12 protein-coding genes are annotated in these 17,569 nt (G+C 68.1%); 7 read left to right on the top strand and 5 right to left on the bottom strand.

The window, feature by feature from the left end; all coding sequences use genetic code 11:
* Positions 1–271 precede the first annotated feature (271 nt).
* On the bottom strand, positions 272–1,891 hold the full coding sequence (locus LzC2_RS14560; RefSeq protein WP_171188256.1) for a Ppx/GppA phosphatase family protein: 1,620 nt from the start codon (positions 1,889–1,891) through the stop codon (positions 272–274).
* A 279-nt stretch (positions 1,892–2,170) separates the two neighbouring features.
* Complete coding sequence (locus LzC2_RS14555; RefSeq protein WP_171188255.1) at positions 2,171–3,196, bottom strand: ROK family protein; 1,026 nt, start codon at positions 3,194–3,196, stop codon at positions 2,171–2,173.
* A 197-nt stretch (positions 3,197–3,393) separates the two neighbouring features.
* Here LzC2_RS14555 and LzC2_RS14550 point away from each other — a divergent pair, with 197 nt between their 5' ends.
* Entirely contained in the window at positions 3,394–3,606 is a 213-nt protein-coding gene (locus LzC2_RS14550; protein WP_171188253.1) for a hypothetical protein, read from the top strand.
* Positions 3,607–3,762: 156 nt separating this feature from the next.
* On the opposite strand, the gene LzC2_RS21680 is transcribed toward LzC2_RS14550, so the two are convergent.
* From LzC2_RS21680 to LzC2_RS14535, 3 genes are all read right to left on the bottom strand, one after another.
* The gene (locus LzC2_RS21680; protein ID WP_171188250.1) at positions 3,763–4,923 is read right to left on the bottom strand and encodes a DUF1559 domain-containing protein; all 1,161 of its coding nucleotides are present in this window, start codon (positions 4,921–4,923) and stop codon (positions 3,763–3,765) included.
* Positions 4,924–5,158: 235 nt separating this feature from the next.
* Positions 5,159–5,740 (bottom strand): GNAT family N-acetyltransferase, encoded by a 582-nt coding sequence (locus tag LzC2_RS14540; RefSeq protein WP_171188249.1) that lies wholly within the window; start codon positions 5,738–5,740, stop codon positions 5,159–5,161.
* A gap of 132 nt (positions 5,741–5,872) precedes the next feature.
* A complete protein-coding gene (locus tag LzC2_RS14535; RefSeq protein WP_414636416.1) occupies positions 5,873–7,225 on the bottom strand; it encodes an SLC13 family permease in 1,353 nt (450 codons plus the stop codon).
* A 597-nt stretch (positions 7,226–7,822) separates the two neighbouring features.
* On the opposite strand from LzC2_RS14535, the gene LzC2_RS14530 reads away from it, so the two are divergent.
* From LzC2_RS14530 to LzC2_RS14505, 6 genes are all read left to right on the top strand, one after another.
* Positions 7,823–9,877, top strand: a complete 2,055-nt coding sequence (locus LzC2_RS14530; protein ID WP_171188247.1) for an ATP-binding response regulator — start codon at positions 7,823–7,825, stop codon at positions 9,875–9,877.
* Positions 9,878–10,046: 169 nt separating this feature from the next.
* On the top strand, positions 10,047–10,469 hold the full coding sequence (locus tag LzC2_RS14525; RefSeq protein WP_171188245.1) for a circadian clock KaiB family protein: 423 nt from the start codon (positions 10,047–10,049) through the stop codon (positions 10,467–10,469).
* A gap of 129 nt (positions 10,470–10,598) precedes the next feature.
* Positions 10,599–12,152, top strand: coding sequence for a circadian clock protein KaiC (kaiC, locus tag LzC2_RS14520; RefSeq protein ID WP_171188243.1), 1,554 nt, complete (start codon positions 10,599–10,601; stop codon positions 12,150–12,152).
* 712 nt (positions 12,153–12,864) lie between these two features.
* Positions 12,865–14,034, top strand: coding sequence for a DNA polymerase III subunit beta (gene dnaN, locus LzC2_RS14515; RefSeq protein WP_171188241.1), 1,170 nt, complete (start codon positions 12,865–12,867; stop codon positions 14,032–14,034).
* Between the two features lie 128 nt (positions 14,035–14,162).
* Entirely contained in the window at positions 14,163–14,663 is a 501-nt protein-coding gene (locus tag LzC2_RS14510) for a DciA family protein (protein WP_171188239.1), read from the top strand.
* 120 nt (positions 14,664–14,783) lie between these two features.
* The gene (locus LzC2_RS14505) at positions 14,784–17,345 is read left to right on the top strand and encodes a DNA gyrase subunit B (protein ID WP_171188237.1); all 2,562 of its coding nucleotides are present in this window, start codon (positions 14,784–14,786) and stop codon (positions 17,343–17,345) included.
* Positions 17,346–17,569: the final 224 nt, after the last annotated feature.

Here is a 17,569-nt window from a genome sequence, read left to right as displayed (position 1 = left end):
ACACAGCGTCCCGGACGCTTCAAGCGTCCGGGACGCTGTGTCGCTCGGAAACGCTCTGGGCGGGGGTGAGGGGGCTAGACCCGTCCGGCCGCCCTTCATGACCCCGCCGCTCTCCTCTGGCGTGTGCCAGTCCCCCCGCGAACGGCCGCGTGTGAAGGTTCGCTCACCCTCACCCCCGGCCCCTCTCCCTGAGGGAGAGGGGAGAAGAGCGGGCCACGACTCATCAGTTCCCCCTCCTCCTTCAGGGAGAGGGGAGGCAGGAACGGTGCGATCACCCGCCGCGCAGCAGCACGCGCAAACCGTAGATCTCGCGGAACAGCGGGCCGCTTTGTCGGACGGCCAATCGCTCCAGACTCAAATCGTCCACGCCGGGGGCGGTGAGGATGAGGCGGTCGCCGTCGACGCGGGCGACCACGTCCTTCACCCGGCCGCTGCGGCTTTCGTCCAGCGCCTTCGCCAGTCTTAAAATCGCGGCGAGCTTGGCGACGGCGACGCGCTCCGGGCGGTCCATCGAGGTGAACGGCGTGTGCGTCGCCTTGGGACTCGCCCGGCGGTGATAGCGGGCCACCAACCCGATGAGATGCAGATCGCGACGGCTGACCCCGAACAGGTCGCTGTTCGCGATGAGATACATGCTGTGCTTGTGATAGCCCGTCGTGCCCACGAACAAGCCGACCTCGTGCAGCAGCGCCGCGAGGGTGAGGATGCGGCCGTGGCGGGCGTCCAGGCGGTGGCGTTCGGCGAGTTGCTCGAACAACCGGTCCGCCATCCGCGCGACCTGCTTGGCGTGGTCGCCGTCCACCCGATAGCGACGGCCCAGCGTGACGGCGGATTGAATCGCCTGGGCGGCGGCGCGGGCGGTCCAGTCGCCGCGGGCGGCGGTATCGCGGATCAAACCGTCCCGCAGGTGCACCTCGGCGACGATCATCTCCTCCAAGCCCAACGCCTCGGCGAGCCGCAGGTTCACCAGCAACGCCGGCCGCAAGGTTTCGGCCTGCTCGAAGGGGAGGTGATACCGCCGGGCGAGTTCGTCCTCGGTGCGGGCGAAGGCGTCGTCGAGGAAGTCGCGCAGCAGCGACAGCGGCAGCGTTTGGGCGGCGGCGTCCGGGCCGGCTTCGGGTTCCTCCCCGGCGCCGGGGGTGGGCGGCAATAAATGACCGGCGGCGAAGCGCACGTCGGCGCCCAACGCGATCAGGGCGCCGGCGTCGTCGGGCAGGTCGGCGGCCATCCGGCGGGCGGCCCGGTCCGCCTGCCGCTCCCACAACTGCCGCGGGCTGGTTCCCGCCGCCGCCCGGACCGCTTCCCGCATCCGCAGCGCGCCGACGCGATAGCTTTGGGAGAACCGCACGTCGCCCTGCTGAATCGCCAGCACGTCGGTCGTCCCGCCGCCGACCTCCGCGACCGCGGCGGTCGCGTCATAAAGCCCCGGATCGGCCTGTAAATACGGGAGGACGCCGAGATAGGTGACGCGGGTGGTCTCCGCCTCGTCGATCGGTTCGATCTCGATGCCGGTGGCGGCGAAGATCCGGTCGAGAAAGGTGAGGCGGTTGGTGGCCTCGCGGACGGCGCTGGTGGCGACGACCCGCAATCGTCCGTCGCCCGCCTCGGAGCCGCCCGCTCCGCCGCCGGACAGCCCGCGTCCGCCCGGGGAGAGGCCGTATTGCTCCAGCACCCGGCGATAATCCCGCAGCACCGCGACGCAGGCTTCCATCGTGGCGGGGGTGATGGCGCCGTCGGTGAACACGTCCTTGCCGAGGTTCACCGCCCGGGTGAGGTGTTCGAGCGGTCGCACCGCCCCGTCCGCGGCGACCTCCGCGAGCGCCAACCGCATGGCGGTCGCGCCGATATCGATCACCGCGACGGGCAGCGGCGGGGGGACGGGGTCGCTCAAGGCGAAAGGCGGAGGGGAGAAGGCGGAAGGGGGGAAACGCCGCGGAGAACTCTGCCCCCCTCTCCCTTCAGGGAGCTTCAGGGAGAGGGGCCGGGGGTGAGGGTGGCGATCCCTTACATGGATTCGTTTGCGGAGTGACGGGCGAAGCGCTGGGGAGAACGGAGGAACGGTTCGAGAGTGATTGTATGTCGCTTGCCCCTCACCCCGGCCCCTCTCCCGAGGGAGGGGGGCGACGAGCGGCCGGAAGACCCTTCCGCCTTCCGCCCTCCCCCTTCCGCCCTAACCGTCGGCCTGCCGTTGTTGCCAGGCGGCGGCGCCCATCACCGCGGCCTCGTCGCCCAGTTCGGCGGCGACGACCTCGAAGATGCCGCGGAAGGCCGGCATCGCGGCGGCCTCGGCGGCCTGCTTCACCGCGGGGACTAATAGCTTCGGCATCGCCTCGACCAGCCCGCCGCCCAACACGACCACGTCCGGCGCCAACAGGTTCACGACCCCGCCGACCGTCGTCCCGATGATCTCCGCGGCGTCTAATAAAATCTGACGGACGGCGTCGTCGTGCTCCGCGCTGTCGGAGAGCGCCCCGCTGCGGATGTCGATCAGATCGGTGCCGGTCTCTTTCATCAGATGCGGCGCCTGTCCGCGATAGGCGGCCAAGGCGGCCTGACTGGCGATCGTCAGCTTGCTGGCGACGGCCTCCAGCGTGCCCCGCTGCCCCAGCCCGCTGCGGGGGCCGAGCGGATCGACCGGCATATGGCCGATCTCCAAGCAACTATATTTGGCTCCGCGAAAAATGGCGCCTTCATAAACCATTCCGCCGCCGATGCCGGTGCCGGGGAACACGCCCAACACGCAGCGTTTTTCCTTGCCGGCGCCGAACTTCCATTCGCCGTACACGCCGGCGTCCACGTCGTTGCAGAGGGTGACGGGGCAGTCGAACTCCTTCTGCAACAGCTTCGCCAGCGGGACGTCCTTCCAGCCGAGGTTCGCCGTGTTGATCAACACGCCTTTGTCGAGGTCCGTCACGCCGGGCACGCCGGCGCCGATGCCGATGACGTCCTTGGCGTCGACCTTCGCGTCGGCCAGGCAGTCATTGATGGTGTCGATGATGCGTTCGACGCCGGCCTCGCTGCCGAGATGGCCCTTCGTCTTGCGGCGGTCCTTGCCGAGCAGCTTGTAGTCCGCGTCGAAGGCGCAGGCGTACATCTTCGTGCCGCCCAGATCGAAGCCGATTCGCACGCCGTCGCCGGCGCCTTGGTCGTCAGCGCCTTTGTCGTCCGGGGACGTGTCGGAATCGGAGTCGGCCATGAGCGGCGGGAACGCGCGGCGGGAACGGGAGGACGATGTGGAGACCCGAAGTCTATCGCCGCCCGCGGGCCGGTTCAGCCCCGGCGGTCCGGCGGATCGGCCGCGCGACCATCGCGGAGGCGGACGTCGATCTGGTAAAACTGAGAGCTTCGACTCTCCGCGGCGACTCCGCCGCATGGCCTTCGACCAACTGTCCCATGCTCCGTCCCAGCGCTTCTTCCGCCCCCGCACGCGTTGCCGTCTCGGCCCTGTGCGCCTCGCTCCTGTTCCTCACCGCCGGCGGTCTGACCGGCTGCGACGGCCCGGAGGACGGCGTGATCGAGGGTGACGAGGACGTGATGGAGGAGGAAGAAATCGAGGATTACGAGGCCGAGATGCGGGCCGCCGAAGCCGCGGCGGCCGGCGGCTGACGTCCGTGACGAGAATCGCTCTTTCTTTGCGGAATCCGTAAGCAAGACGCCCCGCGGCCGATGTCGGCCGCGGGGCGTTCTTTGGCGGGGCGTTCTTTGACAGAGTCCGCCGTCGCGCGAGCGACGGGAGGACGGGCGGCTTCGGGCCGCGGTCGGTCAGAACTCCTCGACGGTCTCGCCGCCGGCACGGCTGCCGAGGGCGCCCCAGACGCCGTAGTTGCTGCGACCGCTGTTTTTCGAGTTCACGGCGCCGCTCTCCCCGTTGTCGATCGTCTCGGAGATGAATCGGACGGACCCGTCGCCCAGGCAGACCTGTACGCCGCCGCTGTGGAAGCTGCCGGCGGAGATGACGCCGTTGCTGCCGTCCCAGCCGCTCGACAAGCAGCTCGGGCCGTTCGGGGACAGGATGGTCAGGAACCCGGTCATCGGGGTGATGCCGTCGTTCCAGCGGTTGCCCCGCTCCACCCGGCGGGCCAGTTCGCTGTCCGCGTACATGCCGGGGTCGACATCGGAGCTGACCGCGTCACGACAGTTAGTGAACGGGTCGTTGTGAATGGAGCCGCCGTAGCCGGAACTGCCGTTGCGGACGACCGCGGACTGGAAGAACGCGGCGCCGTCCCAACGACCGTTCTCGCCCATCAAGATCGTGTTGATGGAACCGTCCCGCATGTCACGGATGCCGCGCCAGGTGAACTGGTCGAACATCCCGCGGGCTGCGGCGCGCGATCGCGGGTTGGTCGCGTTGGACCAGTGACTGATTCCGCGTCCGTTGTCGCCGCGGCAGAAGGAATAGTTCGTCTCGCCAACGCCGTTGGGGTTCTTGCCGTCGCTGGGGCACAGCAGCGTGGCGACTTGGGTCCGCCACGGCGTGTACGCGCCCCTCCAGGGGCGCCCGCCGCCGGCGCGGAACACGTCGTCGGCGCTGGAGGGGTCGCCGTCACGGTCCAACGGTCTGCTAATCTGATTCCATAGCGCCGTCTGGTCCATGTACGGCAGCAGCGGCACGAAGCCGGAAACCCGGAGGCGGTTGTCTTCGCCGTAGATGCCGCTCCGGTCCGGGTCGGGGGTGTTGTGGCCGGCGGAGGCGGCGGGGAAGAGCTTGTAGGTGCTGTGGTAGTTGTGCAGAGCCAGCCCCAGCTGCTTGAGGTTGTTCTGACACTGGCTTTTGCGGGCCGCCTCCCGGGCTTGTTGCACGGCGGGCAGCAACAGCGAAACCAGGATCGCAATGATCGCGATCACGACCAGCAGTTCGATCAGCGTGAAACCCGTGCGGCGTGCGGACCGGGATCTGCCTCGCGGCGAAGTAGGAAAAGACATTCGATTCCGAGGGGAGGGAGTTGAGAGCAGGCTGAGGAGGATTCGGGCCGACCCGAACCACACAAATCCCAGCATCGCGGCAACGAGGGAACCCTCGATGAGAGCCGACGAACGCATCGACCCTAACGGATGCGAACCTCGCACACCAACAACGAAATCAACCAAAAGTTCCGCGGAAATCGAAATCGTCGCCCAGATTTTCGCAGAAAGTGCGGTCGCCCGCAGCGCCGTGATGCTAGTCCGGGTGATCCGGCAGCGGGTCGGCTTCATAGAGGTCGACGAACCCGACCCGCCGCAGCACGGTCAGCGCCGGGGCGTTCCAGATCATCGTATCGGCCCACGCGGATCCGTCGGCGGGGACGGCGGCGAGCGCGGCCCGCAGCGTCGCGGTGCTCAGCCCCTGCCCCCGCGCCGCCCGCTGCGTCGCCATGGCGTACACCAATCGGTCGTTCGCCCCCAGCGGCTCATGCCAACCGCTCACCCGATCGCCCGGCCGCGTGCGGGCGAAGCCCAGCGGTTCGCCGTCGATCGACCCGACCCACAGCGTCGCCCCGTCCGCGGCTTCGGCGTGGTGAACGGCGGGAAAGTCCGCCCCGAACCGCTCCGCCAACCGATCGAGCAGTCCCGCCGGCAGTTCGTCCCCCGGCCCGTACCCGATGACCGCGATCGGCGAACTGGGCGAACCGTCGCCGGGCGCTTCGCTGGTCGCCCCGGCGGGCGCCTCGCATTTCAAGACGGTCAGCCGGCGTCGGAACCGATTATAAACCCGAAACCGAACGGCCCAGAGCAAATCGGCGAGCGAACGAGGCAGCGGCATAGAGGGGAACGCGACGAATTATGCAGATCGACCCCTCAGCCTACCCCGCCCGCGGGGCGGCGGGCGACGCATTTGCCAAAAACGAACCGTGCGAGGAACGAACCGCGTTCCGCCCGCGTCTACCGGGCGCCCTCAGGCGGCCTGAGGCAGGGCGGGGATCCAGCCGAGGTGCTGCAGGGCGAGGATATAAATGATGATGCCGATGACCTGCAGCACCATCACGGTGCCGCCGATCTTAATGAATTCCCCCCAGCCGACGGTCACGCCGGCCTCTTTTTTGAGCGTATACAAGGCGATCACGCAGGAGATGCTGCCGATCGGGGTGGCGTTTCCGCCGAGGTTGCTGGAGAGAATCAGCGTCCACCACAGCGGTTCGATCGGCGTCCCGGGTTCGCCGCCGACGCTTTCCACGATGGGAATCAAGGTCGCCGCGACGGGGATATTGTCCACGATCGCGCTGGTGACCGCGCTGAACACCGCCAGCAGCGGGACCAAGAGTTCCAGCTTGCCGCCGCTGAGCGCGACGACCTGACCGGCCAGCCACTCCAGGGCGCCGGTGGCCTCCACGCAGCCGATCACTAAAAACAGGCCCGTGAAGAACAGGATGACCGTCAGGTTCACCTTGCCGATTGCGTCTTCGACGCCCTTGCCGGCGAACAGCAAGCTCAGCACGCCGCCGGCCATGGCGACGTAATCGACGCCCAAGCCCAACGTCGTGGCGAACGCGAAGCCGAGCACCGTCAGCGAGAGGATCAACGCGCTGCGGATCAAGACCCAGCGGCTTTCGACCAGCGCCCAGGGATCGAACTCCCGCAGCTTCGCGTCGAGGGCGACCTTTTGCTCCTCGGTCTGTTTCCACGGCACGGAGTTGCGGAAGAAGAACCGCAGCACGCCCATCGCGATCAGCAGGCTGAACGCGGCGAAGGGCAGGCTGACCTCCAGAAATTGTACGTAGGGGATGCTGGCCCATGTCCCGATCATGATGTTCGGCAAACCGCTGGCGAAGGTGGCCAGCGCCCCGGAATTCGCGCAGATCGCCACGCTCAACAAGAACGGCTTCGGGCTGTAATCCAGGCTCCGGCAGATCACCAGCACCAGCGAACCGAGGATCAACATCGCGGGCACGATGGTCAGCACGGCGACCAGGAAGAAGGTCAGCAGATTAATACTGAGCCATAACAGACCGGCTCGGCCGTGCGTCAGGCGAACGATCCAGATGGAGATGAAGTGAAACAGCCCGCTTTTGCCGACCACGTCCACCAAAATCCCGGTGCCGATAATCACGGCGAAGATGTTCAGCTCCCCGCCCAAGATGTTGTAGACGTCCTGATACTTGTCGAATAGCGGCTTCTCGCCGAACCACTGCATGTTCAACGCCAGCAGCACCAGCACCAGCGCCCCGCCCAAGGCGGCGACGGTCTTGTGCAGCCGATCGACCGCCACGCCGACGTACGTCAGCAGCATCCCGATCGCGAACAGCCCCATCACCCAACCCGGCGCCGGGTCGCCCCCGTGGCCGCCGGCGGCCAGCAAGGGGACGAACGATAGATCCGGGGCGAACCCGAGGCTCGACGACCCGAGACTCGGCATCAAGTCGAGGGCCGGGGCAAGCCCGCTGGGCGACGGCACGGGTGCGAACGGCACGGGTGCGGAGAACCGGGCGGGGGCGGACCGGCCGGAGCGAACCGGGCGGCGGGGCGGAGGAACGAATGCGGGGCAACGGACTCGTCGCCGGTCGGCACGCTAACCTCCCCCGCCGTTCGATACCAACCGGACGCCCCTCTCCGCAGCGCCGGCCGAGGACTTTTCCCCAATCGGCCCGCTGCGGGCGGCGGCTCCGCGCTCGCGGCTCGCTTCCGCAGCTTTCCCCGCGGCCACAGCCCGGGTTGCAAACCCCCTGCCGCAAGCGTCGTCCCGGCCTCGGCGCCGGCTCGAGACCGGGGCTTCCCCTACGGCAAACGGCTCCTGGGGAGGGATCCCCCTACCCCACGAGACGGCCCCCTCGGCGGGTTTCCGCCGTTGCCGAAGTCGTCCTCACGGACCACACTTTGGATGGTCGACCGTCTCCCCGAATCCGCCTCTATGTCGTCACCGAACGCCCCGCCGGCGCCCGGATCTCGTGGGGAGAACGACGCGAAGCCCCCCGTTTCCAACGGTTCTTCGCACCCCCTGCCTCATCCTGTGGCGCAGGGAGTCGCCCGCGCCCTGCTGGTGGACGACCGCGAGCGCCCCCGCGCCCTCGCCGCCGCCGAACTGCGACGGGCGCTGCCGGAGGTCAAGCTGGAGGTCGCCGGCTCTCGCGAGGAGACCGTCCGCCTGCTGGACAAGTTCGCGACGGAATCTTCATCCCCAGAGGACCCGTTCCTGTTCGCGGTGCTGCGGGACGGGATGGCGTGGGGAGAAGGAATGGACCTGCCGCACGCGATCCGCGATCGGCTGCCGCACGTCCCGCTCATTCTGACCTGCGATCCGAACGCAGACGAAGCGCCGGAAGCGGCCTGCGATCCCGCCCGCGCCGGCCAAGTCACCCGGCGTGAGGGGCTGGAGGAGGCGATCCCGATTGCCGGCGACAACGTCGCCGCCATCGCCGCCGCCGCGGAGGCCTGCTTGAAACTGGATCGCGTGACCAGCGAGCGGGATCGGCTGATCGCCGAGCGAAACCAGTTGGCCGAGGAGCGCCGGGCGGTCGAGCAGAAGGTGGACTCGTTGCTGCAGGCCTCGGCGAAGACGGCCGAGGCCGAGGCCGGCGATCGACGCCGCCTCGCCCTCGTCCTGCACGAGGACATGCTGCAATTGTTGGTCGCCGCCCGCATGTTTCTCGCCTGTGCCCAGAACCCGGTCAGCGGCGACGAACCCGATCCCGACGCCGGCCCGCTGACGGAGATCGACTCCCTGCTGATCCGCAGCGTGCAGCTCTGCAAGGATCTGACCGGGCTATGGAGTCCGCTGGTGCTGTACGAAGCCGGGCTGGTCGCGGCGTTGCGCTGGCTCGGCGAGACGACCCGCATCGGCGCGACGGACTCCCCGGAGAACGACGCCTCCGAGAACACGGGCGACAGCGCTTTCAGCCAAGCCGGACCGCTGCCCGGGACGCTGGTCGCGGAGGTGGACTGCGACGACGACGCCGAACCCGACACCCAGGACAGTCGCACGCTGCTGTATCAGGCGGCGGTGGAGTTGCTGTCCAACGTCGCCCGACACGCCGGCGTCGATCACGCCCGGTTGACGCTGCGCCGCATGCGAACCGACGCCGACTCCCCGGACCTGCTGAGTCTGACGGTCTCCGACAAAGGTTGCGGGTTCGATCCCAGCGCCCCCCGCGCGTCCTCCGCCGACGACGAGGGAACCGCAGCGGCCGACGGAACCTCGGCGACGGTCGACGAGGCCCCATCGCCCGCGGCTCCCGCGAAGAACCTGGTGGACACGGGCGATCCGATCTCGAACCGGTTCGGTCTGTTCAGCCTGTCCGAACGACTGCGACTGGCCGGCGGGCGGATGGAGATCGAAAGCGTCGCCGGGCGCGGGACGATCGTGCGCCTGCTTTGCCCGATCAACGCCGGGCGCTTCACCCAACGTCCCCTCTTCGCCGATTCCGAGGCTGCTCTGTCCGAACACGCGTCCTCCGCGGCGGATTCTTCCGCAACGCCGCCGATCAAGGAGGGTTCTCGCGGCTCCGCCCCGCCGCCGCATTCGCACGGAGGAACGCCCCGCGCGACGGCGCCCCCCGATACGTCGACCCCCGAACCGGCGGCCGACGCGAGCGCCGCCCCGCCGATTCGCGTGTTGCTGGCGGACGATCACCGCATCATTCGCCTGTCGTTGTCCGGCCTGCTGGGCCGAGCGCCGGGCATCACCGTCGTCGGCCAAGCCGTCGACGGGGAAGACGTCTTGGAGAAAACGGCCGAACTGCGACCGGACGTCGTACTCATGGACGTGAACATGCCGAAGCTGGACGGCGTGGAGGCGACCCGCCGGCTCAAAGCGCGTTGGCCCGAAACGCGGGTCATCGCGCTGTCGATGCACGAATCCGACGACCGCGAGTTCGATATGTTCGAGGCCGGGGCGGAGTGCTACGTCGTCAAAGACGGCCCGCCGGAACAGCTCATCCGCGCGGTCCTCGGGGACTCCTCGAAATAAGCGATCAAAGCGCCCGTCGGAACGCTCTGCGGGCGGCGGGCACGCCTCCGAACGTGCTGAGGAAGGCTCTTCGTCGCGAAACGCCGCGGGGAGCTTATTTCTAGGCGCCGTTTGCGCCTCCCGCTCGCTAGGATTCAACGGAACACAAGGTTCTCTTCATCGTCGCCCGTTGTCTGAAGTCGCATCCCTTGAGGAACTGATCCCTTCCGGGCAGAGTTCCGTGAGCTATCGGTTCCAGTTGTTCGTGACGGGCAGCAGTCCTCTGTCGTTACGCGCCCGGGAGCATGTCTCCCGCCATCTGGCCGAACCCTTGGGGGATCGTGCGGAGATCGAGGTGATCGACCTGATCGCCGACCCGACCGTCGCCCGGCGGGAGCGCATCGTCGCCACGCCCACGCTGGTGCGGCTGGAGCCGTCCCCGGTGGTGCGTTTGATCGGCGACCTGACCGACTTCGAACGCGTTCGCACGCTGGTGCTGGTCGGCGGAGATCACCCCCTGCTCAATCCCGGCGGCGGGGAGTCCGGCCCCGGCGAAGCGGGCGCCGCGCCCTCGTCCACCGAGCGACCTTCGTCCTCGCCCCCACGCTCTTGACGCCCGCGTCTCCGATGCCCGCGATTCGAGAGCGCGGCATTGATCGGGACGCCCCCCGCCCGCCTTTCTCTCCGGTTCTGACCCTTTCGGTCTCGCCGGCCCAACGGTCCCCGCTCATCCCCGGCCACCATGTCCGACGAATCTGCCGACACGCACGATCCGCCCCTCTTCGAGGCTGCGGCGGATGACGCCGGCGATGGGGAACTCTCGCCGGGTCTGCCCCGCCTCCCCACCGGGGTTGAGGGACTGGACCATATCCTGATGGGAGGGCTGGTGAAGGGCCGCACCACCATGGCGCTGGGCACCAGCGGATCGGGGAAAACGCTGCTGAGTTCTCAAATCCTGTGGAACGCCGTGCAGCGGGGCGAACCGGCGGTGCTGGTGACCTTCGAGGAACAGGCGATGGACCTGATCCGCAACGTGCAAACGCTCGGCTGGGACTTAGGCGCCGCCGCGAAGACCGGCATACTGCAACTGGTGGACGCCTCCCCCGACCCGCACACCTTGACGCCGACCGGGGCGTACGATCTCTCCGGGATCATTTTGCAGGTGCAGGCCGCGGTGAAGGAACGCGGGGCGAAGCTGGTCGTATTGGACTCGCTGGGCGGACTGTTCACGCAGTTCGACGACCACGGCGCGCTGCGGCGGGAGATCGTGCGTCTGCGGGACACCCTGCGGGATCTGGACTGCACGACGTTGATGACGGCCGAACGCCTGCGCGAGATGGGTGCCGTTTCCCAGCACGGCGTGGAAGACTTCGTCGCCGATTGCGTGCTGATTCTGCGGCAAACGCTCGCCAACGAACGTATCCGCCGCACCGTGCAGGTCTACAAGCTGCGCGGCGACCGCCATCGCCACGGGGAGTACCCCTTCATCATCGCCGCCGGCGGGGAAACCGCTCAGCCGGACGGGATGCACAACGGCATCGTCGTGATGCCCCTATCCGCGGCGCGGCTGTCGCAGGAAAGCATTTCGCAACGCCTTCCGTTCGGCAACGAGGCGTTCGACGAGATGGCCGGCGGCGGGTTGTTTCAAGACTCCGTCGTGCTGGTCAGCGGTCCGACCGGCAGCGGCAAGACGTTGCTGTGCTCCACCTTCACCGCGCACGGCTGTGAGAACGGCGAACGCAGCCTCTACCTCAGTTACGAAGAAAGCCGCCCGCAGTTGGGCCGCAACGCGACGAACTGGGGCTACGACTTCACCCGCTGGGAAGCGGACGGATTATTAAAGATCCGGAGCGAATACCCGGAGAACCGCGGCCTCGAAGGGCACCTGTACGAGATCCGCCGGCAGATCGAACTGTTCCGCCCCACGCGGATCGTGATCGACAGCATCAGCGCCCTGGAACGCGTCAGCACCGCTCGCACCTTCCGCGAGTTCCTGATCGGCCTCTCCAGCCATCTCAAACGGGAACGCATCTGCGCCCTGCTGACCGCCACCAGCCCGCACACGGTCGGCCCGGGGGGGCAGGTCGGGGCGCATATCTCCACCCTCACCGACGCGATCGTTCTGCTGCGTTACTTGGAGCAGGAACACGAGATCGGTCGCGGTCTGGCGATCATCAAGATGCGGGGCAGCCAGCACGACAAGCGCGTGCGCCAGTTTTTCATCGACGACTCCGGCTTTCATATCGGCGAGTCCGTCGACGACGTCGCGAATCTGATCGGTAGCATCCCCGCGTAGCCCCGGGAACCCCCGACCCCGGGAACGCAGCCCCGGGGACAGAATCGAGCCGAATCGGGGCGAGCGGGAACAGCCCGCCCCCGCCGACGCGCCCGCCGGACGGCGTGGAACGAGCGCCGACGCCGCCGCCGTTCTCCGCGGATCGCGGCCCGGTCACGGGCGCCGGCGGGCTGATCCGAGCCTCTGATTCGCTCCTGACGCGGCGCGAATAACCGGTGGATTGCCGGTGCATGGCAGAGACGGCGATTCCGCGTCGTTCGGCGCGGTGGACGGGCGGACGCGCCGTCGTCCGGTTCCCCACCGCTCCCCCACCGCGAACCCACCGCTTATTCGCGCCGGGCGAACCGCGGATCGTAGCGGCAGCCCGTTGGCCAGACGTAAGTAACGTCATCCGGCCTCTCGCCGTGCACCGCGGAGGGGCTCCCCGTAAAGGAATACTGCTGATTCTTGTAGGTTTGGCATCGCCCGGCCGGGGGCCGGGCGATGCCTCCCCGGGGGTTCCGTACCGATCGTTAGATAACCGATCGGGCGTTTCACGGCGAGGTTGCCGGTCGGGGGCGAGGCAGGGGAAACAGGACGGGCTGTGCCGGGCATGGCGAAACCGCGGCGGACATTCGCGATCCCCTTGCCCTCCTCGCCCGTGAGAGGTCCCGTCGCCGCTGTGATGCCGTAGACTGAGGGACCCCGTCCGCGTCTCGCGTTCTGCGCCCCTATGAAACTGCACTGCGCCCGTCCCGCCCTCGCCGCGGCGTTCACGACCGTCGGCGCCGCCGTGCCGACCCGCACCCCCAAGGAGATCCTCCGCAACGTGCGGATCGACGCCGAGGGCGATTCCGCGGTGCTCTCCGCGACCGACAGCGAGGTCGGCGTGCGGGTGAAGTTAGGCGGGGTGACCGTCGAACGCCCCGGCTCCACCCTGCTGCCGGCCCAACGCGTCCAGCAGATCCTGCGCGAGTTGAACGACGACACGGTGCATCTGGAGCTCGGCCCCGCTCCCGGAGCGAAGGGCGGCGAGGAACCGGACGAGAACGACGCCGTCTGGATTCGCGCCGGGCATAGCGAGTTCCGCCTCTCCCCCGAAGACCCGGCGGAGTTCCCCCCGGTCGCCGACTTCGAACAGGACGACTTCCACACGCTCTCCGAGGGCGTGCTGAAGGGGGCCATCCGCCGCACGCTGTTCGCCACCGACACCGAAAGCACCCGCTACGCCCTGGGCGGGGTGCTGGTGGAAGTCGGCGGGAGCGAGGGCGGCGGCGAAACGGTCACCTTCGCCGCGACCGACAGTCGCCGGTTGGCGGTGGTGGAAGCGGCGGCCTCCGCGACCGGCACGCCCGGCGCCGGCCCGAGCGACGGCCCCGTCATCCCCGCGAAGGCGCTGGGCATTCTGGATCGCGTGCTGGGCGACGCCGACGGCGAAGTGTTCGTCACCCTGCGGGACAACGACGTGCTCTGCAAAGCCGGCGACGTGGTCGTCTCCGCCCGCCTGGTGGAAGGCCGCTTCCCCCGTTACCGGCAGGTCATCCCCGCCGAGAGCAAGCACACCGTCGAGATGGTCGCCGGTCCGTTTTACAGCGCCGTTCGTCAGGCCCAGATCGTCACCAGCGACGAGACCCGCGGCGTCGACTTCACCTTCGAGGACGGCAATCTGCGGCTGAACAGCCGGGCCGCCGACGTGGGCGCCAGTCAGATCGAACTGCCCGTCCCCTATCACGGGGACGCGTTCACGATCACCTTCGACCCCCGCTTCGTCGCGGACTTTTTGAAGGTGCTGGAACCGGAAGCGACCTTCACCGTCGGCCTGAACGACCCGGACAGCGCCGCGGTGTTGCGCACCGGCGGCGACTACACCTACGTCATCATGCCCCTGAGCCGCGATCGGTAAACGCGGCGAGCCGGGGGGCTTGTCCCCCCGGACCGGGTACGGGTTCGTTCCCGATTCGCGTTCGGTTCGCTGCGCTCACCGGCCCGGGGGGATGAACCCCCCGGCTCGCCGACGTTATGTTGCCTCCCATGCCGCCTCGCAAACCCGCCAAGCCCAGCGCCGGACGCCCCAAGGGTCCCGGCACGCCGCCGACGCTGGGGGCGGCGTTGGCGGAGCTGATTCGCATCAAGGGCGTTGCCTCGACCGGGGAGAGCACGCAGTTGGCGAAGGACTGGCGGGCCGCCGCGGGGGATCGCATCGCGGACCGCACCCGCGTCGTGGGCGTGCGGCACGGCATGTTGCACGTCGGCGTGCAGAACAGCGCCCTGCTGGGGGAATTGGCCTCCTTCCATAAAGACCGCCTGCTGGGCGAGATGCAGCGTCGACTGCCCGAGAGCCGGCTGCGGGGATTGAAGTTCAAGCTGAACGGCGAGCTGCGCAAACCCCCCGCCGAACGCCCGAACCCGACCCGGTCGCCGGATCCGGCGACCGGCCCCGCGGCCGGTTCCGGGACGAGGTTCCAACCGAGAGACCGCCCCGGGCTGCGGCCGGGCTTCGGAGATCTGCCCGGCAGTCTCGGCGACCGGTAGATCGCGGGCGTCGGAGATCGGTGAAACAGGGCCGAACGCGGCCCCCGGCGGCATGTCCGAACCGGGCCCCGGAGCGTACAATGCAGGCCTTCGCAGCCGTATTTCACGCCCCCGCCGCGTATGTCCACCGACGCTCCCGACGCCCCCGCTCCCGCTGACGCGCCGGTCGACGCACCCGCCGCCGCCGGGCCGGACGGCGCGGCGTACACCTCCGACCAGATCCGTCACCTGCAGGGCATCGAAGGCATCCGCCTGCGGCCCGCGATGTACATCGGCGGCACCGACGCCGTCGGCCTGCACCACCTCGTGTATGAACTCGTCGACAACGTCATCGACGAGTTCTCCAACCAGCACGCCTCCGCCTGCCGGGTGAAGATCAACGCGGACGGTTCCGTCACCGTCTCCGACGACGGCCGCGGCATCCCCGTCGCCGAGACCGAAGCCCTCGGCGGTCGCAGCGCTCTGGAAGTGGTGTTCACGGAGCTGCACGCCGGCGGCAAGTTCGACCGTACCAGCGGCTACACGACCGGCACCGGCGGCCTGCACGGCATCGGCATCACCGCCGTCAACGCCTGCGCCGAATGGCTCGAAGCCGAGGTCCGCCGCGACGGCCATCATTGGACGATGGAGTTCAAAAAGGGCCAACTGACCCAGCCGCTCAAGAAGCTCGGCACGGCGACGGAGACCGGCACGACGGTCACCTTCAAGCCGGACGCGACGATCTTCGGCGACACGGACGTCTCCTACGAAACGCTGCACCGCCGCCTCCGCGACGCCGCGTTCCTCAACGCCGGCCTCAAAACAGCGATCGAGGACGAACGCACCGATCAGTCCGACGAATTCCACTACGAAGACGGCCTGACGGAGTTTGTTCAATATCTGAACCGCACGGAAACGCCCCTGTTCCCGCAGGTGATCCGTTGCGCCGGCGAGATCACGGTCGGCGAAGAGAGCGAAGGAACCGAGCAACTCATCGGCGTGGACGTCGCTTTTCAATATCACTCCGGCTTCGCGGAGCAGATCCGCTGCTACGGCAACGGCATTTATAACAGCGAGGGCGGCTTCCACCTCTCCGGCTTCAAAACGGCGCTGACCCGCACGCTGAACGCCTACGGCAAGCGGACGAACGCCTTCAAGGACATCGTTCCCGCCGGCGACGACTTCCGCGAAGGCCTCGCCGGCGTGGTCACGGTCCGCCTGCCGGACCCGAAGTTCCTCGCTCAGAACAAGGTGAAGCTGCTCAATAACGAGGCCGAGGGCGCCGTCAACAGCGTCGTGGGCGAGCAGTTGGCGAAGTATCTGGAAGAGCATCCGGATATCGCCAAGGTGATCCTGCAAAAGGCGATGAAGGCCGCCGAGGCCCGCGAGGCGGCCAAGAAAGCCCGCGAAATGGTCCGCCGTAAAGGCGCCCTGACCACCGGCGGACTGCCCGAGAAACTCCGCGACTGCCGCAGCCGCGAGCTGGAAAGCACGGAGTTGTATCTGGTCGAAGGCGACTCGGCCGGCGGCTCCGCCGACACCGGCCGCGACAGCGAGCACCAGGCGATCCTGCCGCTGCGAGGCAAGATCCTCAACGTGGAGAAGGCCCAGCTGGTCAAGGTGCTGGACAATAATGAAATCAGCAACATCTTTAAGGCGGTCGGCGTGCCGCCGCAGGCCGGCGACGAGGACGTCCGCAAACGACGTTACGGCCGCATCGTCCTGATGTGCGACGCCGATATCGACGGCTCGCACATCCGCACGTTGATCCTCACCTTCCTCTTCCGTCACCTGCGGGAACTGGTCCGGTCCGGCGCGATCTATATCGCCCAGCCGCCGCTCTATCGAGTGACGAAAAAGGGTTCCAAGGCGCCGCCGCGCTACGTGTTGACGCACGAGGAGATGCAGACCGAACTGGCGGAGCTGGGCCGCGACGGCACGACGCTGGTCGTCAAAAAGGACGGCTTTGAATATGAAGAGGACGCGCTGGCCCGGCTGTCGGGCCTGCTCAGCAAGCTGGAGGAGCCGCTCGAAACGCTCGAACGGCGCGGCGTCGACTTCCGGCTGATGGTTCGCGAGCAATTAATCGACATCGACGAGCAGGGCCGCGGCGGTCGGCTCCCGCGGTTCCGGGTGACGCTCGGTCCCGACGAGCATTGGCTGTCCGATAAAGCGGCGCTGGACGCCTTCCTCGAAGAACACCAGCCCCCCGCGACCGACGCGCCGCCTAACGGCGACGGCGAACCGGCCGACGACGAGGACGACGCCCCGACCTTCGCGGTAACGGACCTGCATGAGATTCGGGCGATCAACGAGACGCTGGTCGAATTAAAAGGCCTGGGCGTGGACCCGCGGGATCTTATCTCCGCGGGTCTGGTCAACGGCGAGGTCGTGCAGCCGTTCGAGGTCCGTCATAAATCGGGCGAAGACGGCCTGGAGAGCCTGCGGGATCTGCTGCCGCGGCTGCGTGAGCTGGGCGAACGCGGTTTGTCCGTCGTCCGCTTTAAAGGGCTGGGCGAGATGGACAGCGAAGAGCTGTGGACGACCACGATGGACCCGGAGACCCGCACGCTGATGCAGGTCACGATGGCCGACGCCAGCGGGGCCGACGAAATCTTCCGCATCCTGATGGGCGACGCCGTCGAACCCCGCCGCGAGTTCATCGAAAAGCACGCCCTCGAGGCCCGCGATTTGGACGTGTGAGGCGGCGGGTTAAAACGTCGTGAGCCGCTCTCTTCAAGAGAGCGGCTCACGACGGGACAGGTAGAGTTTGAGGCTCGGCTCACCGGCGACGCAGCAGCTTCAAGGCGGCGCGGATGTCCGGCTGCTGGTTCAGGGGCAGGCTGGTTTGGGGGACGCGGGGGCCGGTTTTGCCCTGGGCGATGCGGCTGGGGCGGTAATTGCTGGTGCGTTCGCCGCGGACGTTC

The sequence above is a fragment of the Alienimonas chondri genome (assembly GCF_013036045.1).
Classification (GTDB): domain Bacteria; phylum Planctomycetota; class Planctomycetia; order Planctomycetales; family Planctomycetaceae; genus Alienimonas; species Alienimonas chondri.
Note: the sequence above shows the minus strand (reverse complement) of the source record. Positions and strands in the feature narration are given on the sequence as shown.

Coding starts and splice junctions, on each gene's coding strand:
- LzC2_RS14555 (WP_171188255.1), bottom strand. CDS start 3,196: ATGGCCGACTCCGATTCCGACACGTCCCCGGACGACAAAGGCGCTGAC.
- LzC2_RS14550 (WP_171188253.1), top strand. CDS start 3,394: ATGCTCCGTCCCAGCGCTTCTTCCGCCCCCGCACGCGTTGCCGTCTCG.
- LzC2_RS21680 (WP_171188250.1), bottom strand. CDS start 4,923: ATGTCTTTTCCTACTTCGCCGCGAGGCAGATCCCGGTCCGCACGCCGC.
- LzC2_RS14540 (WP_171188249.1), bottom strand. CDS start 5,740: ATGCCGCTGCCTCGTTCGCTCGCCGATTTGCTCTGGGCCGTTCGGTTT.
- LzC2_RS14535 (WP_414636416.1), bottom strand. CDS start 7,225: ATGGGGCTGTTCGCGATCGGGATGCTGCTGACGTACGTCGGCGTGGCG.
- LzC2_RS14530 (WP_171188247.1), top strand. CDS start 7,823: ATGTCGTCACCGAACGCCCCGCCGGCGCCCGGATCTCGTGGGGAGAAC.
- kaiC (WP_171188243.1), top strand. CDS start 10,599: ATGTCCGACGAATCTGCCGACACGCACGATCCGCCCCTCTTCGAGGCT.
- dnaN (WP_171188241.1), top strand. CDS start 12,865: ATGAAACTGCACTGCGCCCGTCCCGCCCTCGCCGCGGCGTTCACGACC.
- LzC2_RS14510 (WP_171188239.1), top strand. CDS start 14,163: ATGCCGCCTCGCAAACCCGCCAAGCCCAGCGCCGGACGCCCCAAGGGT.
- LzC2_RS14505 (WP_171188237.1), top strand. CDS start 14,784: ATGTCCACCGACGCTCCCGACGCCCCCGCTCCCGCTGACGCGCCGGTC.